Here is a 22,741-nt window from a genome sequence, read left to right as displayed (position 1 = left end):
GGGAACCGTGGTCGCGTGCATGGGCGACACACTCGACTTCGAGGCCGTCAGGCACCGCGTGAAACTGCTACGGGACACGGGCGGCGAGCGCGTGTTCGAGAACAGGGACGACGTCGCGTGCCCGGTCTGTGGCGAACCGTTCGCGGAGGCGCTGGCGACCAGCGATCGCACGTGCCAGCTGTCGCCGGGCGCGTCGGTGGACGTCTGTCTCGTTCGAGAGCCGGAGCGGTTAGTTGTTCTCACGCACGCGTGACGGCCGCGACGTGTAGCGGGCGCGATTATTCGAATTGGTAACCGTGGGGGAAACCTTTTATAGCTACTTGGCTCGTCTTCGGCCACGAATGCTGGGTACGCTTCGAAAGCTGCTCGGCCGGGGGTCGGAGCAGCCGGCGACGGACGGCGGCACCGACACCGGCGAGTTCTCCTTCGGCGGCCAGAACAGACACGTCGCGGCCGTCCGAGACGGCTACGAGGTCGAGGGAGCTCGCCTCGACCCGGCTCTGCCGGACGACGCGCGCGAACACCTCGGTGGGCTCCTCGACGAGACCGGTCCGGAAACGGAGACGTACGTCCCCGCCTACGAGGCCGCAGACGTGGACGCGTCGGAGTTCGTCGCCGCGCACGACGCCGCCGTCGACGGCGTCGTCCGGTCCGTGTTCGACCGGCTGCGCGAGGAGGGTGTCGACGAACAGGCGCTTGAGCGGGCAGAGAGCGAACTCCGGACTGGCCTGGACGCCGTCGTCGAGGACGCCGCGGCGGGAGTCGCGGCGTTCGGCGACGGTACGGCGGAGATGAACGTCGAGGACGACGACCTGCTCGACGGGGTCGGCGTTCCCGTGTTCATGCTCGACGCCGACGGCGAGGTCGTCGCGTGGAACGACGCGCTCGCGGACCTCACGGAGTGTCCGTCCGAGGAGGCCGTCGGAATGAGCCACGCCAGCGAGGGGTTCTACCCCGACGGCCGGCGCGCCCAGACGCTCGCGGACAAGGTCGTCGAGGCGCCGGAGAGCGCGGACGTCGAGTTCGGCCTCGAGCGCGCCGAGTCCGGCGACGGATACGTGGACAGCAGTACGATGGTGACCGCGGACGGGGAGGAGCGCGAGATCCGGTTCTCGGCGAACCCCATCTTCGACGGGGACGAACTGGTCGCCGTCGTGGAGACCGTCGAGGACCGCACCGAGGACGTTCGGCGGACGGAAGCGGTCGAGGACCTCGTCGCGGAGCTCAGCTCGACCATCGACGCGCTGTCGAACGGCCACCTGGAACGCCGCGCGTCCTACGAGCAGGACGGCGTCATCGACGAGCGCCTGCTCGGCGTTGTCGACGACCTGAACGAGATGGCCGACGAGTTCGAGCGGCTCGTCGGCCAGGTCGACGGGCGGACCCAGGAGCTGGCGGCGTCGATTCGGCGCGCGACCGAGGACGCCAACGAGATCGCGGAGACGGTCGGTCAGCAGAACGAGATGCTCTCGGACGCGGCCAGCGAGATGCAGAACTTCTCCGCGAGCATGCAGGAGGTCGCGGCGAGCTCCGACCAGGTCGCCGCGGCCGCCGAGCAGGCCCAGACCGCCGCGGAGAACGGTCTGGACGCCAGCGAGGGCGCGAGTCAGGCGACCGACGAGGTCATCGACATCAGCGACGACCTCGTGGACAGCGTCTCCGAGCTCGAGGAGAAGATGGACGAGATCGAGGAGGTCGTCGACGTCATCGCGGAGGTCGCCGACCAGACGAACCTGCTCGCGCTGAACGCGAACATCGAGGCCGCACGCGCGGGCGAAGCGGGCAGCGGGTTCGAGGTCGTCGCCGACGAGGTCAAGCAGTTGGCCAACGAGACTCGCGAGCACACCGAACGCATCGCGGGCAGCATCGACGAGGTCCAGCAGCAGGCCAACGAGACTGTCGTCGCCGTCGAGGAGTCCCACGAACAGATCTACCGCGCGGGCGACGAGATCGACGACGCGCTCACCGCACTCGAGGAGATCGCGGACGCGGTCGACGAGGCCGCCACGGGAATCACGGAGGTCGCGCGCGCGAACGACGAACAGGCCAACACGGTCGAAGACGTCATCGTTACCATCGAGGAGATCCAAGACCAGGCAGAGCAGGCGTCGGACGCGTCCCAGCGCATCGTGGACGCGACCAACGAGCAGTCGGCGGCCGTCCGCGACCTGGACGACAGCGTCGACCAGCTGACGTCGAGTGACGAGCGGCTCACCGAGGAGACCGAGCAATGACACTGAACCCACGCGAGTACGACCCCGAGGAGCTGCGGAGCGCCGCCCGCCAGGGCGACGGCCAGAACATCCGCGAGCTGAAAGCGCGACTGACCGAGCACGAGCAGGCGGCCGACGAGGCCATCCGGTCGAGCCAGCTCAAGCAGCTGCTCTTTATGCACTCGAGCGCGAGCGAGGAGAACCTCCAGCGCCCGTACCTGGAGTCGATGCCGGGGAAGTACGCCGCCGAGATCACGCTGTTCGAGTGGCTGGAGTTCCTGCTGGAGCGCGGCGGCGTGAAGCGCTCGCTGGACGCCGTCGACTACTACGAGTCCATCGGCTGGGTGGGCGAGGACGCAGCGGAGGAGCTCCGCGACCACGTCCGCGGGTTCGCGGGGCCGGCCGACGAGGAGGCGCACTCGGACTTCGAGATGGCCGACCACGTGCTCAGCCTCGTGTTCATCGCGCGGCTCTCGTCGATGGAGTGACGCGGCGACATAGTTCTCAACGTTCCGTCACGTTTGCCGTGTCCGTCTCCCTCGACAGCCCTTCGGCCAGCTAACGTCCGCTGCCGGCTGGTAGGGAGTCGTTTACCAATTCATCGTTTTGAGAACTGGGGGAGAACATTAATTACGTGCGGAGCACCTGTATCACTCCGAATGAAGTTTATCCACCTCACCCCGGCTGCGCTCGTCTTCGTGCAGCTCGGGGCGCTGGCCGTCGGAATGGCCAGTTGGCTCGACGACGACGAGGAGGGGTCGGGGGACTCCGGCGGCGACGAGGAGTTCGGCGTCGACGACGAGGAGTTCGACGACGACTTCGACGACGAGTTCGGGTCCTTCGACGACATGGACGGCGGTGGCGGGGGCGGTGGTGCGGGCGCCCCGGACTCGTCCGTGAACGAGCTCGAACACCGCATCGAAGAGCTCGAAACGGAAGTGTCGAACGTCGCGTCGAAAGCCAACACCGTCCGCAGCGAGAACGAACAGATCAGCGAGAGCGTCGAGGACGTCGAGGAGAACGTCCGGAAGCTCCTGGAGATCTACGAGATGGTGACCCGCGGCGTCAACCCGTTCGTGGACGACGTGAACGCGGACGCGATGGGCGGCGGGGGCGCCGACAGCTTCGGCCTCTTCGACGACGACGAGGGTGAGGACGAGGCGGCCGCTGCCGAGGAGGACCTCGACACGGACATCGCGGACGCGGACGCCGACGACTTCTTCGAAGACGACGCGTTCGACGAGGGCCTCGACGACGAGCCGGACGACCTCGACGACGGCATGGGCGAATTCGAGGAGGAAGACGACGTGGGTGGCTTCGAGGAAGGAGACGACCTCGACGGCGGGATGGACGACTTCGGCGACCTCGAGGAGGACGACGACGAGGAGTTCGGCGACCTCGACGACGGCGAGGACGACGCCGAAGACGGCGGGGGCGGCGGGACGTCCTTCGAGGAGCTCAAAGAGGAGTACGAGTCCGGGGACGCCGACTGGGCCGGAGACGAGGACGGCGAGCCCGCGGAGGCCGTCGAGGACGAGCCCGCAGACGCGCCGGAGGTCTCCGCCGACGAGTCCGACCTCGGGTTCGACGACTCGGACCTGGAAGTCGACGACGACGAACCTGACGCCGACGACGAGGCGGTGGTCGAAACCGAAGACGAGGACGGCGGGTTCGAGTTCGAGGAAGAGGAGGAAGCGGAGTCCACTGGCGTCGACGAGTCCTCGGGCGCGGCACCGGCGGCGCCGGGTCTCGGGTTCGCGTCGGGCGGCGACGAGCCGCACCTCGCGGAGCCGCCGACGGGCTACCTCGCGGACGTGGTCGCCCTGGAGTGGCTGGACTACCTGCTCTCGGAGTTCGGGCCGAAGAACACGGTCCGGACGCTGAACTACTACGAGCGCATCGGCTGGATCGGCGAGCCGGTCCGGGACCACCTCTTCGACTACCTCGAGGGGCTGACCGACTCCGACTACCTCTACCGCGAGGAGTTCGGGACGACCGAGCTGACGATGGACGACCACCTCGAGAGTCTGGACTACATCGACGAGCTGGCGAGCGAGAACATCGAGCGCGCCATCGTCGACCGCTTCGACGACCTCCACAGGAATGGGATTCAGCGTTAGTGGCTCCGCGGCAATCCTGTTCATTGCCGCGTTCGTCTGCGTCGGTATCCTCTACTCGGCCGCGTACAACGGCTACGAGCGCGTCCAGGACGCCGACGACAGCCACGGCGAGCAGATGCTCGAACAGCGCAACACCGCCGTGAACGTCACCGACGCGAAGTACAACGCCAGCGGAAACGAGTACGTGGCCGTGAACGTGACCAACACGGGGTCGACGACGCTGTCCGTGAACGACACCGACGTCCTCGTGGACGGAGAGTTCCAGCCGCGGGACGGCTACGTCGACTGGAACGTCGAGGGCAAGTCGGACACGACGCTGTGGCTGCCCGGCGAGACGTACAACGTCACGGTGGCCGTGGACAGCGAACCCGACCGCGTGAAAGTCGTCACGGGCTCCGGAGTCACGGATATCGAGGCCGTGGAGGTGGCCTGAATGGCGAGCGTCTCGTCGTCGACGCTCATCATCTTCATCGCGAGCATCCTCGTGGCGGCGTCCGTCGCGGGGACGATGACCAACGGCGTCCAGCGGCTGAGCGGCGCGCTCGGCGACAGGAGCGTCGACGTCAGCCAGGAGATCCGGACGGACGTCGAACTCATCAACGACCCCGGGACGCCGTCCTCGATCTACGACAGCGACAACGAGACGATCACGTTGCTGGTGAAGAACACGGGGTCGCAGACGCTAGCGGCCCAGCCCGGCACGTTCGACGTGCTCGTCGACGGACAGTACGCCACGCCGTCGGACGCGAACGTCATCGGCGGCGAGAGCTGGCAGACGGGCGACGTGGCGGAAGTGACGATCGTGCGGAACCTGACTGCGGGCGACCACCGCGTGGTGGTGATAGTCAACGGCGACCGCGAAGTGCTGGAGTTCAGAACATCATGAGCACGCGAAACCTCTACTCGCTCGGTCTGGACGGACACGATCGGCTGAACAACGAACTCGGCGGCGGGATTCCCGGCGGCAGCATCGTTCTCATCGAGGGCGACTACGGCGCGGGGAAGTCCGCGATGAGCCAGCGGCTCACGTACGGCCTCTGCGAGGAACAGCACTCCGTGACGCTGGTGTCGACGGAGCTGACGGTGCGGGGGTTCATCGACCAGATGCACTCCCTGAGCTACGACGTCGAGGAGCACCTCCTGAACGAGAACCTCCTGTTCTTCCAGGCGGACGTCGACTCAGGTGGGAGTACGCTCCGCGGCACGGAAGACGAGGGCAGCCGGATGCAGTTGCTGAAGCGCCTGATGGAGGCCGAGAAGATGTGGGAGGCGGACGTCGTCATCATCGACACGTTCGACGCCATCCTCCGGAACGACCCGAAGTTCGAGGCGCTCATCCGGCAGAACGACGAGCGCCAGGCGGCCCTGGAAATTATTTCGTTCTTCAGGGATCTGGTCTCGAAAGGAAAGGTCATCGTTTTGACCGTGGACCCCAGTACGGTAGACGAGGAGGCGATCGGTCCGTTCCGCTCCATCGCGGACGTGTACTTCGAGCTACAGATGGCGGAGGTCGGCAACGACGTCCGCCGCTCGATCGCGGTGCGCCGGTTCGCCGGGATGGGCGAGCAGGTCGGTGACACGATCGGGTTCTCGGTGCGGTCCGGGACCGGAATCGTCATCGAGAGCCGGAGCGTCGCGTAGCAGGAGACACACACCATGGCAGACCACGGGAGCCGTCAGATCGGGCACGAGTTGCGGGAGACCGCGAGTCGGAACACCCATCTGCGCGAGTACCTCCAGCGGTTCAAGCAGTTCACGGGGGAGTTCCCGGAGCTCATCGACGAGCCGACCGACGAGTGGGAAGCGAACAAGCCGAACGTCCTCTACCCCGTCGGCGGCCCGATCTACTGCCACGTGTACGGCGACCTCGGGAAGGACACCAAGTACTACACCATCGAGCCGGAGCTCTCCGGGCCGGAGGCCGCGGTGTTCAGTCAGGTCCAGGAGCGCATCCTCGAGAAGTCGGTGAACAAGCCGGCGCCCGAGGAGGAGGCGGAGTACGACGACCGCATCGAGGAGCTCTTAGAGGAGACCGTCCGCATCAACGACGACGACGAGGGCGGCGTCTTCGAGCGCGTTCGCACGCTCCCGAACAACCTCGGGTCGCTGGCGCGGAACTTCGACGCGTCCGCGGTCGCCGACCGGATGGTCAGCGACGAGCGCGGTCAGATGTCCCTCGACTCCGGGGACCTCTCGGGCCAGCAGGTGAAGGCTGGCGCGCGTCGCGTCGCGAGCGCGCCACAGAACGCCGCCCGGCAGTTCCGCGAGGCCGTCCCGGTCGTCCGCGAGGCCCTAGAGGAGGCGTTCGGGTTCGGCCGGATTCCCGTCACCCAGTCGACGTACGAGAACATCCGCTACCAGCTGAACCGGGACATCGTCGGGTTCGGACCGCTGGAGCCGGTGATGCGCGACCCGTACAACGAGGACATTCACGTCATCGGCCCGAGCCACTGCTACGTCGACCACGGCACGTTCGGGATGCTGGAGACCACGGTGGACTTCGGGACGCCCGACGAGTTCGACGGCTGGCTGCGGAACATGGGCGAGCGCATCGGCGACCCGGTGTCCGACGCCGACCCCATCGTGGACTCGACGCTCCCGGACGGCTCCCGTGTGAACATCATCTACAGCGACGACGTCTCCCTGAAGGGGCCGTCGCTGACCATCCGTCAGGGCGACGAGGTGCCGCTGTCGGTCGGCCAGATTACGAACTGGGGGACGCTGTCGCCGGAGCTGGCGGCGTACCTCTGGCTCTGCCTGGAGAACGAGCAGACGGTGTTCGTGGTCGGGGAGACGGCGTCCGGGAAGACGACGACGCTGAACGCCATCATGTCGTTCATCCCGCGGGACTCGAAGATCTACACCGCGGAGGACACCGCGGAGGTGCTGCCGCCCCACGACACCTGGCAGCAGCTGCTCACCCGCGAGGGCCAGGGCGAGAACTCCGCGGACGTGGACATGTTCGACCTGGTCGCGGCCGCGCTGCGCTCCCGTCCCGACTACATCATCGTCGGTGAGGTGCGTGGCGAGGAGGGCCGCATGGCGTTCCAGGCGGCCCAGACCGGCCACCCCGTGATGCTGACGTTCCACGCCAGCGACATCGTCTCGATGATTCAGCGCTTCACCGGGGAGCCCATCAACGTCCCGGAGACGTTCATGGACAACGCCGACGTGGCGCTGTTCCAGAACCGCGTGAAGCAGGGCGACGACGTGCTGCGCCGGGTCACGTCCGTCCAGGAGATCGAGGGGTACTCCAAGGAGATGGGCGGCGTCGTCACGCGGCAGGCGTTCTACTGGGACCCCGTGGAGGACGAGATCGTCTTCCAGGGCCGGAACAACTCCTACGTGCTCGAGGAGCAGATCGCGACCCTCCTGGGGTACGCCGACACTCGCGAGATCTACGACGAGCTGGACTTCCGCGCGGACGTCATCGAACGCATCATCCAGGAGGACCTCACGGGGTACCACGAGTTCAACGAGACCATCGAGTCGTTCCAGCGGGACGGCATCGAGGGCCTCCCGTTCACCATCACGCGCGGGTTCTAGCATGGCGGCCGAGGACGTCGAAGCCGAGCCGTCCGGGACGCTCGAAGACGTCCAGCTCGGTGACCTGGTCGAATCGGTCCTCGAGTCCTACCGGCAGATGCCGATGCCGGCGTTCACGTACGCGCTCCTCGTCGTCGTGCCGTCCATCGTCTTCCTCGCGGCGACCATCGCGGCCGTGTTCGTCGTGGACCTGCCGATGCTCGTCGCGGTGCCGGTTCCGATGCTCGGGTCGCTGGCGTTCGTCACGGCGGTGCTGTACCCGAAGATCAAGCGCGACCAGCGGCGGACGCGCATGGAGAACAAGTTCCACCTGTTCGTCACGCACATGACCATCCTGTCGACGACGAACATCGACCGCGTGGAGGTGTTCCGCCGCATCGGCGACGAGCACGAGTACGGTCCGCTCGCCGAGGAGGCCCGCCGCATCGTCCAGCTCATCGACGCGTGGAACCAGAGCCTCGACGACGCCTGCCGGATGCGCGCGAACAAGGTGCCGAGCGACCTCGTCGCGGACTTCCTCGACCGGCTCGCGTACACCATCAACTCCGGGGAGAGCCTCGAGTCCTACCTGACGTCCGAGCAGAACGCCATCATCCGGAACTACGCGACCGTCTACGAGGGCCAGCTGGAGAACCTCCAGGTGATGAAGGACCTCTACCTGTCGATGGTGCTGTCCGTGACGTTCGCGCTCGTGTTCGCGACTGTGCTCCCGATTCTCTCCGGGACGAACCCGACGATGACGGTGTCCGCGGTCGTGGTGCTGTACTCGTTCATCCAGATCGGGTTCCTGTACGCCATCTACACGGTCGCGCCGAGCGACCCGCTGTGGTACTTCCCGGAGAACCGGACGACGTGGACGGAGTGGCGGTTACGCATCGCGACCGGCATCGGCGTCGGGCTGTCGCTGGTACTCGTAATCGGGGTGCTCGCAGTGTTCCTCGGCTGGACGCGCATCGACCCCCACGACGTGCCGCTACCGATGTACGCAGCGGTGCCGACGACGCCGCTCGTCATCCCCGGGCTCGTCGCACGTGGGGAAGAGGAGCGCGTGAAGGACCGCGACGACGCGTTCACGAACTTCATCCGCGCGCTCGGCGCCAGCGAGACGGCTCGCCAGACGACCACCACTCGGGTGTTGGAGACGCTGCGGAACAAGAACTTCGGCGCGCTCACGGAGCTCGTCGACGACCTCTACAAGCGCCTGAACCTCCGGCTGGACGCCTCGCGGGCGTGGCGGTACTTCACCGCGGACGCCCACTCCTACCTGATCCAGAAGTTCAGCGAGATGTACCTCATCGGCCGCGAGATGGGCGGCGATCCGAAGAACCTCGGTGACCTCATCTCGGGGAACATGGGCGAGGTCCAGCAGTTGCGCCAGCGCCGCAATCAGTCCGCGTCGACGATGGTGGGCGTGCTGTACGGTATCAGCGCGGCGGCGACGTTCGCGTTCTTCATCGGGCTGGGCATCGTCGACGTCATCTCGGGGCTCGGCCTGGACTTCTCGAACTCCGCGCTCCCCGTCGACGACCTCATCAACACGGCCATGTACGACATCCAGCTCATCGAGTACCTGCTGGTGCTGACCGTGCTGGTCAACGCCGTGCTGTCGTCGCTGATGATCCGCGTCGTCGACGGCGGGCACAAGCTCAACGCGTACCTCCACTTCGTGGTGCTGACGTGGATCTCGGCGGTCATCGGGTCGCTGACGCTGGGGCTGGTCGAATCGCTGCTCTCGGTCTGAGGAGGGAGCCACACTTATGTACCGTAGCATGTTACCAACGGCACGATGAACGAGGCCGGAGGCGACGGGTACGTGTTCGCCGTCGCCAGCGGGAAGGGCGGCGTCGGCAAGTCGACGACCACGGCGAACCTCGGCGTGGCGCTCGCCGACGACGGGTTCGACGTGGCCGTCGTGGACGTCGACCTCGGGATGGCGAACCTCGCGAGCCTGCTCGGCGTCGACGCGGACGTCACGCTCCACGACGTGCTCTCGGGGAACGCCGGGCCGGCCGACGCCACCTACGAGACGAACGGCCTCACGCTCGTGCCCGGTTCGACGGACTTAGAGCAGTTCGCGGAGGCGGACGCGAAGTCCCTCCACCGCGTCGTGGAGTACCTCCGCGCGCGCAACGACGTGGTGCTGCTGGACGCGGGAGCGGGCCTGAGCTACGACATCGCGATGGCGATGAGCGTCGCGGACGGCGTGCTGCTGGTGACGACGGCGGAGCTGATGTCGCTGACCGACGCCACGAAGACCGGTAAGCTCGTCGGGAAACTGGAGAAGCCGGTCGTGGGCGCGGTGTTCACGCGCACGGGCGACGGCGGCTTCGACGACGTGGAGGGCATCGCGGCGGCGCTCGGGACGACCGACGCGGTGACGGTCAGCGTCCCGCACGACGAGGCGGTGAAGCTCGCGGTGCGGAAGGGCCGACCGGTCGTCGCGCTGAAACCGGACAGCCCCGCGGCCCGTGCGTACGACCGGCTCGCCGCGAAGCTCGCGGACAGCGTCGGGATGGAACCCCCGGAGCCCGAGCCGTCGGGCTTCGAGTGGGTCGACCCCGCGACCGGCGAGACCGAAGAGCCGGGAACGCCCGCGGAGGACACCGACGACGGCCCCGTGTACGAGATTCCGCTCGAAGACCTCATCGAGGAAGCCGGCCTGGACGCGGACGGCGACGCCTCCGAGCGCCGCGTGAAGCTGTACGACCGCGTGAAGTCGAAGTTCTCGTAGACGGGTTCCGCCGGGAGTCCGTGGATTTTCAGGGTTTCTGGCGCCCGGATTCGGGCGCGACGATGCTGTACATGACGAAGATGTAGCCCGCGGTCGTGACCACGTAGTTCGCCGTCAGCAGAGTGCGCGTGTACTCGAAGTCCGTGACGAACGCCACGACGGTGGTGCCGATGGCGGCGGCGACGACGAGCGCGAATCCCGCCGAGAGGTGCATCATCGAGTGCCGGCCGGTGTCGAGGTACGCGCGCACCGCGAACCCGACCATGCTGAGGCCGGCGGCGGCGAGCGTCGCGCTGAATACGAGGTAGATTGCTTCGATGGGGCCCATTGTCTCGCGTGGCTCGTACGCACGTCCCGCAGTCTCCGTATAAAGGTGTCCCCGTAATTATTATCTCGGAGAATCCGCGCAGAGCGGTCGGCTACTGCTCCGAGCGCAGGTCGCTCCAGACGTCGACGAGGGCGTTCTTCGCCTCGGTGCGTTCGGTGGTCTCGATCTCGGTCTCGTCGACCCCGAACTTCACGGAGATCTCGTCGACCTGCCGGCGGTAGACCTTGGTGCGTCGGCCCTCGTCGGAGAGCTCCTTGCCCTCCAGCTTGAGGAGGTCGTGCTCGCTCAGTTCCTCGATGCGTCGGTAGCTCGTCGCGATGGGGATGTCGAGTTCCTCGCTGAGCTCCTGGGCAGACTTCGGGGCGTGCGTCGCTTCGAGGATCTCGGCGTTGTACTTGTTGCCGAGTACTCGTAGCACGTCCACCGGGTCCATCGAGCGGACGATGACAGCGGAGAGAAAAAAGAGTGTCGGGGTTGTCGTGACAGACGGCGGAGCGGGCCGGGTAACGGCCGGCAGAAGACGTTAACTAGATAATACTTCTCGGGGGCGTAGTCCCAACGCTTAATTCGGTCGGCGGCAGAGTCGCCGGTATGACATCGGCGACGGACGTGCTGGAGTTCTCTCTGGGCGAGGACCGCTACTGCATCGACATCGCGCACGTCGACGAGATCGTGGACGCCACCGAGGACGTCACCCCGATTCCGAACGCCGACGCCCACGTCGTCGGCGTCGTGGACCTCCGCGGCGAGACGACGACGGTCGTCGACCCGCGCGTACGCCTCGGCATCAACGGGGAGGCGAACGGCAAGCGCATCGTCGTGCTCTCCGAGCACGAGAGCACGGGCCTGCTGGTCGACGACGTCCACGAGGTCGAGTCCGTCGACCCGGAGGCGATCGACGAGTCGGCGGCCTCCGAGAGCACGCGCGGTGTCGTCCGGCGCGACGACCGCTTCGTCGTCTGGGTGAAGCCGGACGCCCTCGTCTAGTCGAGCAGCACGTCGACGTCCGCGTGGTCGTGCAGTAGTTCTCGCATCCTGTCGACGGTTCGCTCGTCGCGCACGCGACCGCCGCGCACGAGGTTCTCGGCGCGCTCGACGGTCGTCAGCGTGTCCGACTGCACCGACAGCACCGGAACTCCTTCCTCCGCCGCTTTCCCGAGCACCGCGCCCGACGGCCGGTGGCCGCCCGTGAGCACGAGACACGTCACGCCCGGCGAGTCGAGGGCGGCGGTCTGGACGTTCGCGCGGTCGCCGCCCGTGATGACCGCGGCGTCCTTCGTCCGCCGGAAGTGACTGAGCGCGGCCTCGCCGCTCATCGCGCCGACGAGGAAGCGCTCGACGCGGCCGTCGGTGCCGACGCCGTCCTCCGTGAGCAGGTCCGCACCGAGCTCGCTCGCGAGGTCGGCGACGGTGACGCCCGCGAGGTCCGCGTCCCGCGGGACCACGCCGAGCACGGGGACGTCACGGCCGTCGAGGAACGGCGCGACGTCCGTCTCTACGTCGTCGTAGTCGGCGTCCGCGACGGCGTTGAACACGACGCCCGCGCAGCGGTCGCCGAGCGCGTCAGCGGCCGCGAGCACGTCGTCGACGTCCCCGGGCTCGCGGTACCGCGAGAGCACGACCACGTCGGCGTCCAGCAGCTCGGCGACCTCGGGGTCCGTGAGGTCGACGATGCCGCCGGTCGCGAGGTCGTCGGCGCCCTCCACGACCATCGCGTCCTTCCCCTCGGCGAGCCCCTCGAAGGCCTCACGGACGCGCGTCCGTAGCTCCTCGGGGTCTTCGCGGCCGCGAATCGCGCCCTCGACGAACGTCGGCGAGTAGACGACGGGTTCGAGCTCGTGCATCTCGGCGTCGAGGTCGAGCAGTTCGCGGGCGAGCATCGGGTCGGCGTCGAGGGTCTTCCCGACGTTGCTCTCCAGCCGCGTGCCCTTCGGCTTCATGTAGCCGACGTCGTCGCCGCGTTCGTTCGCGAGCCGCGCGAGCGCGAGCGCGACCGCGGTCTTGCCGGTGCCTGCTTCGGTGGATGTGACCAGTAGCGTGTTCATAGTTCCTCGGGGTCGATCGTGAGCCGCACGTCCAGCGCCTGTACGCCGTCGCCGGTCGCCAGCAGGGGGTTGACGTCCAGTTCCAGTATCGCCGGGAAGTCCGTGACGAGCTGACTGAGCCGCTGGACGGCCTCCGTGATCGCTGCCTCGTCGGCCGGTTCGCGGCCGCGCGCGCCCCGGAGCAGCGGCGCGGAGTCGAGGTCGTCGATCATCTCGTCAGCCTCGCGCCCGGAGACGGGCGCGACGCGGACGCTCGTGTCCTCCAGCACCTCCACGAAGATGCCGCCCAGCCCGAACAGCACGAGCGGCCCGAACTGCGGGTCGCGGTTCACGCCGAGAATCGTCTCCGTGCCGGCGTCGGTGTCGACCATCTCCTGAATCTGGACGCCGAGGATGGTGGCGTCGGGCTGGTAGTTCTTCGCGCGCGTCACGAGGTCCTCGTAGGCGTCCCGGACGTCCTCGTCGGGGACGCCGACCTTGACGCCGCCGATATCGGACTTGTGAAGGATGTCCGGGCTGACGATCTTCATCACCACGTCGCCCTCGATGTCGTTGGCGACCCAGACGGCGTCCGCGGGGTCGTCGACGACTTCGCCCTCGGGCGTCGGGATGCCGTAGGCGTCCAGCAGGTCCATCGCTTCGACGCCGAGCCGGCGGGAGTCGCGCTCGGCGGCGGTGTCGAGAATCTCGCGGGCGCGCTCGCGGTCGACGTCGAACTCCGCGGGCGCCTCGTACTCGCGGTTCTCGACGGCGCGCTGGACGGCGAGCGCGTCGAGGCTGCCGACCGCGCGCGCCGGGTCGAAGTAGTTCGGGATGCCCGCCTCGGCGAGCGCGTCCGACGCTCGCTCGGTGCGCTCGCCGCCCATCAGGCACGCCACGACGGGCTTGCCGTGCTCGGCCTGCCTGTCCGCGAGCACCTCGGCGAGGTCCTCGAAGTCCAGCACGGCGGTCGGCGCGGCGACGACGACCGCACAGCCGACACCGTCGGCCGCGAACACGGTGTCGAGGGCCTCCGCGAACCGGTCGACGCCCGCGTCCCCGAGCACGTCCACGGGGTTGTAGACGTTCGCCGCGTCCGGCAGTGTCTCCGAGAGCGCGTCGAGCGTGTCGTCGTCGAACGACGCCATCGAGAGCCGGGCGTCGCCGACCGCGTCGGTCGCCATCACGCCCGGGCCGCCGGCGTTCGTGACGACCGCGACGCGCTCGGAGTCCGGCAGCGGGAGGCCGTCGAGGGCGCGCGCGAAGTCGAACAGCTCCTGGACGTTCTCCGCGCGGACGACGCCCGCCTGGTCGAAGCCCGCCTCGTAGGCGGCCTCGCTGCCCGCGATGGTCCCCGTGTGCGAGGACGCGGCCTGCGCGCCGGCCTCCGTGCGGCCGGACTTCACGACGACAGCGGGGGTGTCCTTCGTAACCTCGCGGGCGGTGTCGATGAACTCGCGGCCGTCCTCGATGCCCTCCAGGTAGCCGAGCACGACGTTCGTCTCGGGGTCGTCGTGCCACTGGCGGAGGAAGTCCGTCTCGTCCATGACGGCCTTGTTGCCGAGGCTGACCACGTCCTTGAAGCCGATTCCCTGGTCGTTCGCCCAGTCCAGCACGGCCGTGATGAACGCGCCCGACTGGCTCATGAACGACAGCGAGCCGGGGAGCGCGTTCGACGGGCCGAACGTCGCGTTCAGTCCGGTTGGCGTGGAGAGCACGCCGAGGCTGTTCGGCCCGACGAGGTTGAGGTCGTAGTCGTCGGCGACGGCCGCGAGTTCGCGCTCGCGGTCGGCGCCCTCGCTGCCGGTCTCGCTGAACCCCGCGGTGATGACCACCACGTTCCGGACGCCCGCCTCGCCAGCGTCGCAGGCGGCGTCGACCACCGCCGACGGCGGCACGACGACGACGGCGAGGTCGGCGTCGGGGGCCGACTGGAGGTCCGGGTAGCAGTCGTACCCGAGCACCTCGTCGCGGCCGGGGTTGACGGCGACGACGTCGCCGTCGAAGTCGGCGAGGTTCGTCACGATGGCGCGGCCGACGGCGCCCTCCCTGTCGGTCGCGCCGACGACGGCGACTCTGTCGGGCGCGAACAGCCCGCTTGCGTCGTCTTCCATCTTCGTTCGGAGAGACGCCCAGCAGGGCCATAAAAGCGTCCGCCACTCCCGTGCGGCGAGAACCCGCTACTCGCCGGAGCCCGCGGTCCCGGAGTCCGCCAACCGCGCCTCGTACTTCGCCAGCGACTCCGCCAGGGCGGCGCTCGCGTCGTAATCCAGCTCGTCGGCGAGCGCGAGCAGGCAGAACAGCGCGTCCCCGAGCTCGTCGCGCTCGACGCCGGCGGCCGCGGCGTCGGCGCCGTACTCGGTGGACTCGTTGACGTTCTTCGCGAGTTCACCGACCTCGCTGGCGAGGTCGAGGACGCGGTACGCGGGCGGCGTGCGCATGTCGTTGTCGTCGAGGAACGCGGCGACGCGGGCTTGCTCGTCCATGCCGGCGGCTGCGCCCGCGAGCACCTTCACTCGCCCGGTTTAGAGTTTCCGAAATATTGTTTATGGAATGTAAGATTCTGTTCGTCAAGCGTTCGTAGTCCCGCGCATGGAACTGACGGGGGCGCTCGCGTTCGTCTTCGTGGACGACGTCGACGACCGCTGGCGCGGCGGCCTCTGGGGGCTCGCTTCCGGCATCGTGCTCTCTCCGTCCGGGTTCGGGCTGGACGCTCGTCGGCGTCGCCGTGTTCACGAGCATTCCACAACCCATCGGCGCGGTGCTGGCGTTCGCGTTCGTCCAGATCGCGCGCTCGCTGCTCCCCGCGGGCTTCGGGTTCGCCGGCGGCGCGATGGTCTTCCTCGTGCTCACCGAGTTCATCCCCGAAGCGCGCGAGGTCGGCCGCCGGCTCCCGAACGACGGCCGCCGCGAACTCGCCACCGGCCTCCTCGTGGGCGTCGTCGCGATGCTCCCGCTGCTCGTCGCGTAGGGACGTTCCCCGCCGGATGCCGCGCTACAGAATGATGGACTTCTTCCGGACGAACTCGCGGATGGTGGCGTCGAGGCCCTCGCGGCCGATGCCGGAGTCCTCGTTCCCGCCGAACGGGATGTCGCCGAGCCCGTGGGAGGGGGCGCCGTTGACGCGGACCGCGCCCGCGTCGATCTGCTCGGCCATTTCGAGCGCGCGGTCGTAGTCGCTCGTGAACACGCAGGCGTCGAGCGCGAGGTCCGAGCGGTTCGCGATTTCGAGCGCCTCGTCGTCGTCACCGAACGTCGTCACGGCGCAGACGGGCCCGAACTGCTCCTCGTGGACGATGCGGGCGTCCTGGGGGACGTCGGCGAGCAGCGTCGGCTCGAAGACGTGGACGCCCTCGGCTTCCTCGTACCGGTCGCCGCCGCGCACGACGGTCGCGCCGCGGTCGACGGCGTCCTCCACCAGCTCCTCGACCCAGTCGGCCTGGTCTTCGCTGACGAGCGGGCCGAGAGCCGTGTCCTCGTCGAAGAGGTCGCCCTGCACCCAGTCGTCCATCCCGGCGTCGATGCGCTCGACGAGGTCGTCGTGGACGGAGTCGTGAGCGAGCACGCGCGAGACCGCCGAGCAGCGCTGGCCGGCGTACTTCAGCGACCCCTTCGCGGCCGCGGCCGCGGCCTCGTCGAGGTCGGCGTCCTCGAAGACGACGGCGGGCGCGTTCCCGCCGAGCTCCATGTGGAGGTTCACCATCCCGGACTCGTAGGCGACGTGCTTGCCCGCGCCCGAGGAGCCGGTCATCGCGATGGCGTTCACGCGCTCGTCGCCCGCCAGCTTGTCGCCGATGGCGCTGGCCTTCCCGGGCACGAAGTTGAACGCGCCGTCCGGCAGCCCGGCCTCGTCGACGATCTCCGCGAGGATGGCCGCACTCACGGGCGTCTTGCTCGCGGGCTTGAGGACGACGGCGTTGCCCGCGGCGAGCGCGGGCGCGACCTGGAGCGCGGTCGTCGCGAGCGGGTAGTTGTACGGCGTGATGCAGAGCACCGCGCCGACGGGCTCGTGTTTCACGATGGCCTTCCAGCCCTCGTGGCCGCTCGTCGTGCCCTCGCGGTACTCGCCCTTGAGGTGACGGATCTCCTCTTTCGCGCGCTCGAAGCGCTCGGCGGCGGCGTCGACCTCGCCGCGCGCCGACGAGATGGGCTTGCCGGCCTCGCGGACGATGACCTCGGCGAGCTCGGTCTTGCGGTCGCGCAGGCCGTCGGCGATGGCCTGCAGCCACTCGCAGCGCTGCGGAATCGTGGTCTCTCGGAGAGTCGCCTTCGCGTCCTCCGCGGCGGCGAGCGCCCGCTCGGCGGCCGCCTCGTCGGCCGCGGCGACCTCCGCGAACGTGCCGCCGTCGGCGAGGTCGGTCACGGGGAAGGTGTCCGGCCCCGCGACCCACTCGCCGCCCGCGTACAGTCGCTCCCGGCGACGGATGGCCTCTCGTTCCATACTCCGAGGTTGGCGCGCCCCGGGTAAAGACTTTACTCAAATTCGTATTAAAACACATCCGCCGGGTTTTTGCCGGCTGCGCGCCGACTCGGCGGCGTGCCGACACCGACCGTCGCCGCCTGTCAGACCGACGTCGCGGACCTCGACCCGGCCGCCAACCTCGCCACCGTCGGCGAACGGCTCGCCGCCCTCGACGCCCGCGTGGACGTCGCGCTGTTCCCCGAGTACGCGCTCACGGGGTTCGTCGCCGACGACCGCGTCTACGACGCCGCGCTCGCCCGCGACGGCGACGAACTCGACCGCCTCGCCGCCTCCGCCGCCGACTACGGCGTGAGTCTCCTCGCCGGGTTCGTCGAGGACGCCGGCGACGACTACTACAACACCGTCGTCTACGTCGACAGCGACGGTGAGCGCGCGTACTACCGGAAGCGGAACCTCTGGAGCGGCGAGGCCGACGTGCTCGCCGCCGGCGACGAGGCCGTGACCGTCGAGACCCCAGTCGGGGAGACCGGGCTCGTGACCTGCTACGACCTCAACTTCGTGGACGTGAGCGCGGCGTTCGCCCGCGATCGCGCCGACGCCCTCTTCGTCGTCGGCGCGTGGCCCGGCGAGCACAGCGAGAACTGGCGGCTCCTCCTGCGCGCCCGCGCGCTCGACGGCGTCCGCTGGGTCGTGGGCTGTGGCCGCACCGGCCGGCGTGACCTCCCGGACGCCCGCGCCGTCGACTACGCCGGGAAGTCCGCGGTCGTGCGGCCGGACGGCGCCGTCAGCGCCGCGCTCAACCGCGACGAGCGCACGCTCGTGGCCGACCTCGACCCCGACGTGCTGGCCGAACAGCGCGCGTTCATCCCCGTTCTCTCCAAGGACGCCTGAGCCCACGGCTCCGCTCCGCCGCGAACGCGAAACCCACGAGAACAGTCCCGCCTACAGTGCTTCGAGTTCGCTCGCACGCTCGTGAATGTCCGTCGACGAGCAGCCTGCGGGCGTCTTCAGCGCCTTCATCCCGATGGGCGCGCCCGCGCGCTCGCCGGCGACTCGGAGCGCCGCGGCCGCCCACGCAGCGGGCTCGTCGTCGAGGTCGAGGTGCTCGGCGGCCCGCAGCAGATCTCGGGCCGTCGACGCCACGTAGTTCGACGCCGGGAGGTACTCGCGGTACCAGTCGACCGCGTCGATGGCAGTCGCCGGCGGCGGGTTCCGTTCGCGCAGCACCTCGCGTTGCTCCTTGTAGCGGTTCCGGATGGTGACGTGCGTGACGTCGGCGAGTTCGGTGAGAGTGTCCTGTCGGACGTCCAAGTCCGCCTCCACGCAGGCGTTGTAGACGGCGGCGGCCGCCCACCCGCTCGGGGACTTCCCGCCCGCGATGCCGGCGTCCTCGCAGCAGTCGACGACCTCGCGAGCGCGGTCGGCGATGCGCTCGGGGAGCCCGAGGTCGCCGGCGTACCTGTCGACGTACTGGGAGGCGTCCGCGAACCCGGAGAGGTCGATGCCGAGCTCGCTGGTCACCTCCTTCGCGCGCCGCAGGAGCTGCGTGCGGTCGACGCCGGTCGCCTCCACGAACTCGTCGACCGTGCGAGGGACGCGCTCGACCTTGCACGCGACGTAGAGACAGGCCGCGGCGGTCGTCGCGACGTTGTGGGCGTGGGCGGCGCGCTCGTCCCGGTGCCGGCGGAACACGGTGACGGCGGTCTCGGTGGTCTCGGCGGGGACGCCGAGCGCCGTCGCGGCGTTCTGAATCCGGTCGAGCGCGTCGCCGACTGTCTGTGGCTCGACGCTCGTCTCGTCGGTCGTCATCTAATCGTCCCGGTGTGTGTCACGCGGGGACAAATAGCTCGGGGTTGAGGCGGATACCACCCACCGCGCCGTCTGCAGGTTAGGCCGCCAGCACGTCGACGAGTTCGTGGAAGTCCCCGATCGTCAGGTCGGGGTCGCCGCCGAACGGCTCCCACGGCGAGGACTTCCGGTCGACCCAGACGCTCTGCATGCCCGCGTGGCTCGCGCCGAGCACGTCGAACCAGCCCGCCGTGACGTGCGCGATTTCGCCGATAGGGGTCCCCGTGCGGGCGGCAGCGTGTCGGTACAGCTCGGCGGCGGGCTTGAACGTCTCCACCTCGTCGGCGCTCACCGTGTCCTCGAGGAGGTCGTCGATGTCGGCGTGCTCGACCATCGAATCCAGCATCTCCGGGTTCCCGTTCGAGACGACGTAGCAGTCGTAGCCAGCGTCGACGAGCGCTTCGAGCCCGTCCCGGACGTCGTCGAAGACGTCGAGCTCGTGGTAGACGGCGAGAATCTCGTCGCGCTCCTCCGTGGTGACGTCCGCGCCGTGGGCGTCGAGAGCGTACTGGAGGGCGTCCCGGTTCATCTCGTAGAACGGCTGGTAGGCGTCGATCTGGTTCGCGACGAACGTGTACGCCAGCGATCGCGATCGCCACAGCCGCGAGACGGGTTCGGGGTCCGCGACTCTGTCGGCGAGCGCGCGCTCGGCGGCGTCGACGTCCACGAGCGTGCTGTACGAGTCGAAGGTCACCGTCGTGACGCGCTGGGCATCGAAGCTCATCTACGCGCACCGTCGTTCCGCGAGCCGATAACTCTCGGGGCAACCGGCGAGGGCCGGGTCGACGTGCGGTTTCTTCCCTTCGGCGGACGTACGTGTGGTATGGACGAAGTCGACTTCCTCGTCGTCGGCTCGGGGTCCGGGCTAGACGTCGCGAACGTGGCCGCGAATCAGGGCCAGTCGGTCGCGGTCGTCGAGAAGGGGCCGCTCGGCGGCACGTGCCTGAACCGGGGTTGTATCCCCTCGAAGCTGCTGTTGTACCACGCCGACGTCCTCGAAACCGTCGAGCGCGCGGACGAGTTCGACATCGACGCGGACGTGAACGACGTCGACTTCCAGCACATCGTCGAGAAGGTCAACGAGGACGTGCAGGCGGACGCGGACTCGATTCGCCGCGGCCTGCGGTCGTCGGACCGGCACACGCTGTACGAGGGAGAGGCGCGCTTCGTGGACGACTACGAGGTCGAGATCTCCGGCGGCGAGGACGACGGCGCGCGGGTTCGCGCCGACACCGCCCTGATCGCGGCGGGCACGCGACCCGCGATTCCGCCGATCGACGGCATCGGCGACGTGGACTACCTCACGAGCCGGGAGGCCCTCCAGCTCGAGACCCCGCCCGACCATCTCGTCGTCGTGGGCGGCGGCTACATCGCGGCGGAGCTCGGGCACTTCTTCGGGACGTTCGGCAGCGACGTCACCGTCGTCGGCCGCCGTCCGCACCTGCTGCCGGCCGCCGACGAGGAGGTCGCGGAGGCGTTCACGGAGCGCTACGACGACCGCTTCGACGTCTACACCGGCTACGAGGCGACGAGCGTCTCGCAGTCCGGCGGCGACGTCACGCTGGAGGCCCGCGAGTACGAGTACGGCGACGACCCCGGCCGCGTCGAGAGCGGCGAGTCGGTGTCCGTGACCGGGGACGCGCTGCTCGTGGCGGCAGGGAGGACGCCGAACACGGACACGCTGAACCTCGACGCGACCGGCGTCCAGACGGACGCCCGGGGATTCGTGGCGACCGACGAGTACCTCGAGACCGACGTGGAGGACGTGTGGGCGCTCGGCGACATCGTCGGCGAGTACCTCCTCAAGCACAGCGCGAACCACGAGGCGCAGGCCGTCGCGCGCAACGTCTTCGGGCGCGAACGCGAGCCCGTGGATTACTCGGCGATGCCGTTCGCGGTGTTCGCGTCGCCGGAGGTCGCGGGCGTCGGCGCCACCGAGGCCGAACTGCGGGCGGCGGGCCGCGAGTACGCGACGAACACCTACGACTTCGCGGACACCGCGCGCGGCGACGCGATGCACGCCGAGGGCTTCGTGAAAGTGCTCGTCGACCTGGAGGGCGAGATTCTCGGCTGCCACATCGTCGGCCCGGACGCGTCGACGCTGATTCAGGAGGTCGTCGTCGCGATGAAGGCCGGGTCGGGGTCCGCACGGGACATCCGGGAGTCGGTGCACATCCACCCCGCGCTGCCGGAGGTCGTCCAGCGTGCGTTCTCCGGGCAGTTCAGCCGCGGCGACCACCAGCACCAGCACCACCACTGAGTCGGGGATTACGGGCCGGTAACTTCGTTACCGGCACGTTCGCGTGACCTTTTGCGGCCGGCGCCCGTCGGGTGGAACGCAATGACGAAAGCAGCCATCGTAATTCTGGCAGGGACTGAAGGACACGAGAACCTCGGACGCATCGCCAACGGCCTCGAAGCCGCCAAGGAGTTCGCGGAGAACGACGAGGACGACCTCGAACTCATCTTCGACGGCGCCGGCACGCAGTGGATCCCCGAGCTCGAGGACGAGGACCACGACTACCACGACCTCTACATGGCTGTCAAGGACGACACCTCCGCCTGCGACTACTGTTCGGGCGCGTTCGGCGTCGAGGACGCGGTCGCGGACGCCGGCGTCGTCACGCTCGACGAGCACGACGGCCACCCCTCCATTCGCTCGCTCGTCGACGACGACTACGAGATAATCACGTTCTAAGCGCGACACGCGCTCCCCGTCCCCTCTCTCGCGTTTTCCACTCCCGAGTCGCGACACCGCGAGTTCAGTGGCTCGCGCTCACACACGTCAATCGGCGGGACGCGCTGGGAGCGTCAACCCCCTCGGTCTGGGTAACGTATAGTAATCCGATGTCAGAGGCACACCAGAGATCGAGCACGGACGCCGTAATCGACGCACTCCACAGCCGACGCTCCGGGCACAACTTCGACCCCGACGCGGACGTCGACGGCGAGACGCTGGAAGCGCTCGTCGAGGACGCGACGCTCGCGCCGTCGTCGTACAACCTCCAGCCGTGGGAGTTCGTCGCGATTCGGGACGACGACCGCCTCGACGAACTCGTCGACATCGCGTACGGCCAGGAGCACATCCGGGAGGCCGGCACGTCGATTCTCGTCGCCGGCCACACCGAGCCGAAGACCGCCGACCGCGTCTTCGAGGAGTGGGTCGAGGCCGGCCGCTTCGACGCCGAGACCGGCGAGGAACTCAAGGAACAGACCGTCGCCAGCTACGAGAGCGAGCGCGCGGGCCGCGACTACGCGATGCGAAACGCCGGCCTCGCCGCGCAGAACCTCCTGCTGTCCGCGCACGCCCGCGGCCTCACCGCGACGCCGATGACCGGCTTCGACTTCGAGGCCGCCGCGGAGTTCGTCGACCTCCCCGAGGACACGGTGCCCGTCGTCCTCGTCGCCGTCGGCCCGAGCGGCGGCGACGAGCCCGAGCGCCTGCCGCGCCGCGGCGTCGCCGAAGTCCTCCACCGCGAGTCCTTCTAAGGTCCAGTCGGCCCTGTCG

The 22,741-nt window shown here is 68.8% G+C and carries 23 protein-coding genes and 1 pseudogene; 16 read left to right on the top strand and 8 right to left on the bottom strand.

Features of this window, described 5'->3' with window-relative positions:
* Nucleotides 1-19 precede the first annotated feature (19 nt).
* The 10 genes from G9C83_RS07040 to G9C83_RS06995 all read left to right on the top strand — a co-directional run bounded on the left by G9C83_RS07040 (nt 20) and on the right by G9C83_RS06995 (nt 10,610).
* Complete coding sequence (locus G9C83_RS07040) at nt 20-253, top strand: flagella cluster protein (protein ID WP_167245385.1); 234 nt, start codon at nt 20-22, stop codon at nt 251-253.
* Nucleotides 254-341: 88 nt separating this feature from the next.
* On the top strand, nt 342-2,234 hold the full coding sequence (locus G9C83_RS07035) for a methyl-accepting chemotaxis protein (RefSeq protein ID WP_167245384.1): 1,893 nt from the start codon (nt 342-344) through the stop codon (nt 2,232-2,234).
* Nucleotides 2,231-2,701 carry a FlaD/FlaE family flagellar protein gene (locus G9C83_RS07030; RefSeq protein ID WP_167245383.1) on the top strand — a complete coding sequence of 157 codons (471 nt, stop codon included), beginning with the start codon at nt 2,231-2,233 and terminating at the stop codon, nt 2,699-2,701. Before G9C83_RS07035 ends, G9C83_RS07030 begins: the two co-directional genes overlap by 4 nt.
* Before the next feature lie 171 nt (nt 2,702-2,872).
* Entirely contained in the window at nt 2,873-4,333 is a 1,461-nt protein-coding gene (locus G9C83_RS07025; RefSeq protein ID WP_167245382.1) for a FlaD/FlaE family flagellar protein, read from the top strand.
* Complete coding sequence (locus G9C83_RS07020) at nt 4,317-4,766, top strand: fla cluster protein FlaF (RefSeq protein ID WP_167245381.1); 450 nt, start codon at nt 4,317-4,319, stop codon at nt 4,764-4,766. The genes G9C83_RS07025 and G9C83_RS07020 overlap by 17 nt, the downstream gene beginning before the upstream one ends.
* A complete protein-coding gene (locus G9C83_RS07015; protein WP_167245380.1) occupies nt 4,767-5,219 on the top strand; it encodes a flagellar protein G in 453 nt (150 codons plus the stop codon). It abuts the gene before it with no gap.
* Nucleotides 5,216-5,974 carry an ATPase domain-containing protein gene (locus G9C83_RS07010; protein WP_167245379.1) on the top strand — a complete coding sequence of 253 codons (759 nt, stop codon included), beginning with the start codon at nt 5,216-5,218 and terminating at the stop codon, nt 5,972-5,974. The genes G9C83_RS07015 and G9C83_RS07010 overlap by 4 nt, the downstream gene beginning before the upstream one ends.
* A gap of 15 nt (nt 5,975-5,989) precedes the next feature.
* Complete coding sequence (locus G9C83_RS07005; RefSeq protein WP_167245378.1) at nt 5,990-7,879, top strand: type II/IV secretion system ATPase subunit; 1,890 nt, start codon at nt 5,990-5,992, stop codon at nt 7,877-7,879.
* A 1-nt stretch (nt 7,880) separates the two neighbouring features.
* Complete coding sequence (flaJ, locus tag G9C83_RS07000; RefSeq protein WP_167245377.1) at nt 7,881-9,620, top strand: archaellar assembly protein FlaJ; 1,740 nt, start codon at nt 7,881-7,883, stop codon at nt 9,618-9,620.
* 45 nt (nt 9,621-9,665) lie between these two features.
* The gene (locus G9C83_RS06995; protein WP_167245376.1) at nt 9,666-10,610 is read left to right on the top strand and encodes a MinD/ParA family protein; all 945 of its coding nucleotides are present in this window, start codon (nt 9,666-9,668) and stop codon (nt 10,608-10,610) included.
* Between the two features lie 28 nt (nt 10,611-10,638).
* Here the strand turns inward: G9C83_RS06995 and G9C83_RS06990 are convergent, their stop codons facing one another.
* Nucleotides 10,639-10,938 carry a hypothetical protein gene (locus G9C83_RS06990; protein WP_167245375.1) on the bottom strand — a complete coding sequence of 100 codons (300 nt, stop codon included), beginning with the start codon at nt 10,936-10,938 and terminating at the stop codon, nt 10,639-10,641.
* 91 nt (nt 10,939-11,029) lie between these two features.
* Nucleotides 11,030-11,371, bottom strand: coding sequence for a helix-turn-helix domain-containing protein (locus G9C83_RS06985; RefSeq protein ID WP_167245374.1), 342 nt, complete (start codon nt 11,369-11,371; stop codon nt 11,030-11,032).
* A 158-nt stretch (nt 11,372-11,529) separates the two neighbouring features.
* Between G9C83_RS06985 and G9C83_RS06980 the strand changes: the two genes are divergently transcribed.
* Nucleotides 11,530-11,925, top strand: coding sequence for a chemotaxis protein CheW (locus G9C83_RS06980; RefSeq protein ID WP_167245373.1), 396 nt, complete (start codon nt 11,530-11,532; stop codon nt 11,923-11,925).
* Here G9C83_RS06980 and G9C83_RS06975 read toward each other — a convergent pair.
* From G9C83_RS06975 to G9C83_RS06965, 3 genes are all read right to left on the bottom strand, one after another.
* Nucleotides 11,922-12,983, bottom strand: a complete 1,062-nt coding sequence (locus G9C83_RS06975; RefSeq protein WP_167245372.1) for a phosphotransacetylase family protein — start codon at nt 12,981-12,983, stop codon at nt 11,922-11,924. The two genes, G9C83_RS06980 and G9C83_RS06975, sit on opposite strands and share 4 nt — an antisense overlap.
* Nucleotides 12,980-15,076, bottom strand: coding sequence for an acetate--CoA ligase (locus tag G9C83_RS06970; protein WP_167245371.1), 2,097 nt, complete (start codon nt 15,074-15,076; stop codon nt 12,980-12,982). The genes G9C83_RS06975 and G9C83_RS06970 overlap by 4 nt, the downstream gene beginning before the upstream one ends.
* Nucleotides 15,077-15,142: 66 nt before the next feature.
* Nucleotides 15,143-15,448, bottom strand: coding sequence for a MazG-like family protein (locus G9C83_RS06965; RefSeq protein ID WP_167245699.1), 306 nt, complete (start codon nt 15,446-15,448; stop codon nt 15,143-15,145).
* Between the two features lie 221 nt (nt 15,449-15,669).
* On the opposite strand from G9C83_RS06965, the pseudogene G9C83_RS06960 reads away from it, so the two are divergent.
* Nucleotides 15,670-15,933, top strand: a pseudogene (locus G9C83_RS06960) (ZIP family metal transporter); the annotation flags it as partial.
* A 24-nt stretch (nt 15,934-15,957) separates the two neighbouring features.
* Here G9C83_RS06960 and G9C83_RS06955 read toward each other — a convergent pair.
* Complete coding sequence (locus G9C83_RS06955; protein WP_167245370.1) at nt 15,958-17,403, bottom strand: aldehyde dehydrogenase family protein; 1,446 nt, start codon at nt 17,401-17,403, stop codon at nt 15,958-15,960.
* 96 nt (nt 17,404-17,499) lie between these two features.
* Between G9C83_RS06955 and G9C83_RS06950 the strand changes: the two genes are divergently transcribed.
* Nucleotides 17,500-18,276: a nitrilase-related carbon-nitrogen hydrolase gene (locus G9C83_RS06950; protein WP_167245369.1), complete on the top strand. Its 777-nt coding sequence runs from the start codon at nt 17,500-17,502 to the stop codon at nt 18,274-18,276.
* Between the two features lie 51 nt (nt 18,277-18,327).
* Here G9C83_RS06950 and G9C83_RS06945 read toward each other — a convergent pair whose 3' ends face one another.
* Together G9C83_RS06945 and G9C83_RS06940 are read right to left on the bottom strand one after the other, a co-directional pair.
* Nucleotides 18,328-19,194: a transcription initiation factor IIB family protein gene (locus G9C83_RS06945; protein WP_167245368.1), complete on the bottom strand. Its 867-nt coding sequence runs from the start codon at nt 19,192-19,194 to the stop codon at nt 18,328-18,330.
* Nucleotides 19,195-19,273: 79 nt separating this feature from the next.
* Nucleotides 19,274-19,957, bottom strand: coding sequence for a haloacid dehalogenase type II (locus G9C83_RS06940; RefSeq protein ID WP_167245367.1), 684 nt, complete (start codon nt 19,955-19,957; stop codon nt 19,274-19,276).
* Nucleotides 19,958-20,056: 99 nt separating this feature from the next.
* On the opposite strand from G9C83_RS06940, the gene G9C83_RS06935 reads away from it, so the two are divergent.
* From G9C83_RS06935 to G9C83_RS06925, 3 genes are all read left to right on the top strand, one after another.
* Entirely contained in the window at nt 20,057-21,493 is a 1,437-nt protein-coding gene (locus tag G9C83_RS06935; protein ID WP_167245366.1) for a dihydrolipoyl dehydrogenase, read from the top strand.
* A gap of 81 nt (nt 21,494-21,574) precedes the next feature.
* On the top strand, nt 21,575-21,931 hold the full coding sequence (locus tag G9C83_RS06930; protein WP_167245365.1) for a DsrE family protein: 357 nt from the start codon (nt 21,575-21,577) through the stop codon (nt 21,929-21,931).
* A 149-nt stretch (nt 21,932-22,080) separates the two neighbouring features.
* Complete coding sequence (locus tag G9C83_RS06925; RefSeq protein WP_167245364.1) at nt 22,081-22,722, top strand: nitroreductase family protein; 642 nt, start codon at nt 22,081-22,083, stop codon at nt 22,720-22,722.
* Nucleotides 22,723-22,741: the final 19 nt, after the last annotated feature.

Source organism: Halobacterium sp. R2-5, assembly GCF_011734195.1.
Lineage (GTDB): Archaea > Halobacteriota > Halobacteria > Halobacteriales > Halobacteriaceae > Halobacterium.
This window is presented reverse-complemented; position numbering and strand designations above follow the sequence as displayed.

Excerpts from the sequence above, each read along its gene's own strand:
- G9C83_RS07040 (WP_167245385.1), top strand. The coding sequence starts at position 20 with ATGGGCGACACACTCGACTTCGAGGCCGTCAGGCACCGCGTGAAACTG.
- G9C83_RS07035 (WP_167245384.1), top strand. The coding sequence starts at position 342 with ATGCTGGGTACGCTTCGAAAGCTGCTCGGCCGGGGGTCGGAGCAGCCG.
- G9C83_RS07030 (WP_167245383.1), top strand. The coding sequence starts at position 2,231 with ATGACACTGAACCCACGCGAGTACGACCCCGAGGAGCTGCGGAGCGCC.
- G9C83_RS07025 (WP_167245382.1), top strand. The coding sequence starts at position 2,873 with ATGAAGTTTATCCACCTCACCCCGGCTGCGCTCGTCTTCGTGCAGCTC.
- G9C83_RS07020 (WP_167245381.1), top strand. The coding sequence starts at position 4,317 with ATGGGATTCAGCGTTAGTGGCTCCGCGGCAATCCTGTTCATTGCCGCG.
- G9C83_RS07015 (WP_167245380.1), top strand. The coding sequence starts at position 4,767 with ATGGCGAGCGTCTCGTCGTCGACGCTCATCATCTTCATCGCGAGCATC.
- G9C83_RS07010 (WP_167245379.1), top strand. The coding sequence starts at position 5,216 with ATGAGCACGCGAAACCTCTACTCGCTCGGTCTGGACGGACACGATCGG.
- G9C83_RS07005 (WP_167245378.1), top strand. The coding sequence starts at position 5,990 with ATGGCAGACCACGGGAGCCGTCAGATCGGGCACGAGTTGCGGGAGACC.
- flaJ (WP_167245377.1), top strand. The coding sequence starts at position 7,881 with ATGGCGGCCGAGGACGTCGAAGCCGAGCCGTCCGGGACGCTCGAAGAC.
- G9C83_RS06995 (WP_167245376.1), top strand. The coding sequence starts at position 9,666 with ATGAACGAGGCCGGAGGCGACGGGTACGTGTTCGCCGTCGCCAGCGGG.
- G9C83_RS06990 (WP_167245375.1), bottom strand. The coding sequence starts at position 10,938 with ATGGGCCCCATCGAAGCAATCTACCTCGTATTCAGCGCGACGCTCGCC.
- G9C83_RS06985 (WP_167245374.1), bottom strand. The coding sequence starts at position 11,371 with ATGGACCCGGTGGACGTGCTACGAGTACTCGGCAACAAGTACAACGCC.
- G9C83_RS06980 (WP_167245373.1), top strand. The coding sequence starts at position 11,530 with ATGACATCGGCGACGGACGTGCTGGAGTTCTCTCTGGGCGAGGACCGC.
- G9C83_RS06975 (WP_167245372.1), bottom strand. The coding sequence starts at position 12,983 with ATGAACACGCTACTGGTCACATCCACCGAAGCAGGCACCGGCAAGACC.
- G9C83_RS06970 (WP_167245371.1), bottom strand. The coding sequence starts at position 15,076 with ATGGAAGACGACGCAAGCGGGCTGTTCGCGCCCGACAGAGTCGCCGTC.
- G9C83_RS06965 (WP_167245699.1), bottom strand. The coding sequence starts at position 15,448 with ATGGACGAGCAAGCCCGCGTCGCCGCGTTCCTCGACGACAACGACATG.
- G9C83_RS06955 (WP_167245370.1), bottom strand. The coding sequence starts at position 17,403 with ATGGAACGAGAGGCCATCCGTCGCCGGGAGCGACTGTACGCGGGCGGC.
- G9C83_RS06945 (WP_167245368.1), bottom strand. The coding sequence starts at position 19,194 with ATGACGACCGACGAGACGAGCGTCGAGCCACAGACAGTCGGCGACGCG.
- G9C83_RS06940 (WP_167245367.1), bottom strand. The coding sequence starts at position 19,957 with ATGAGCTTCGATGCCCAGCGCGTCACGACGGTGACCTTCGACTCGTAC.
- G9C83_RS06935 (WP_167245366.1), top strand. The coding sequence starts at position 20,057 with ATGGACGAAGTCGACTTCCTCGTCGTCGGCTCGGGGTCCGGGCTAGAC.
- G9C83_RS06930 (WP_167245365.1), top strand. The coding sequence starts at position 21,575 with ATGACGAAAGCAGCCATCGTAATTCTGGCAGGGACTGAAGGACACGAG.
- G9C83_RS06925 (WP_167245364.1), top strand. The coding sequence starts at position 22,081 with ATGTCAGAGGCACACCAGAGATCGAGCACGGACGCCGTAATCGACGCA.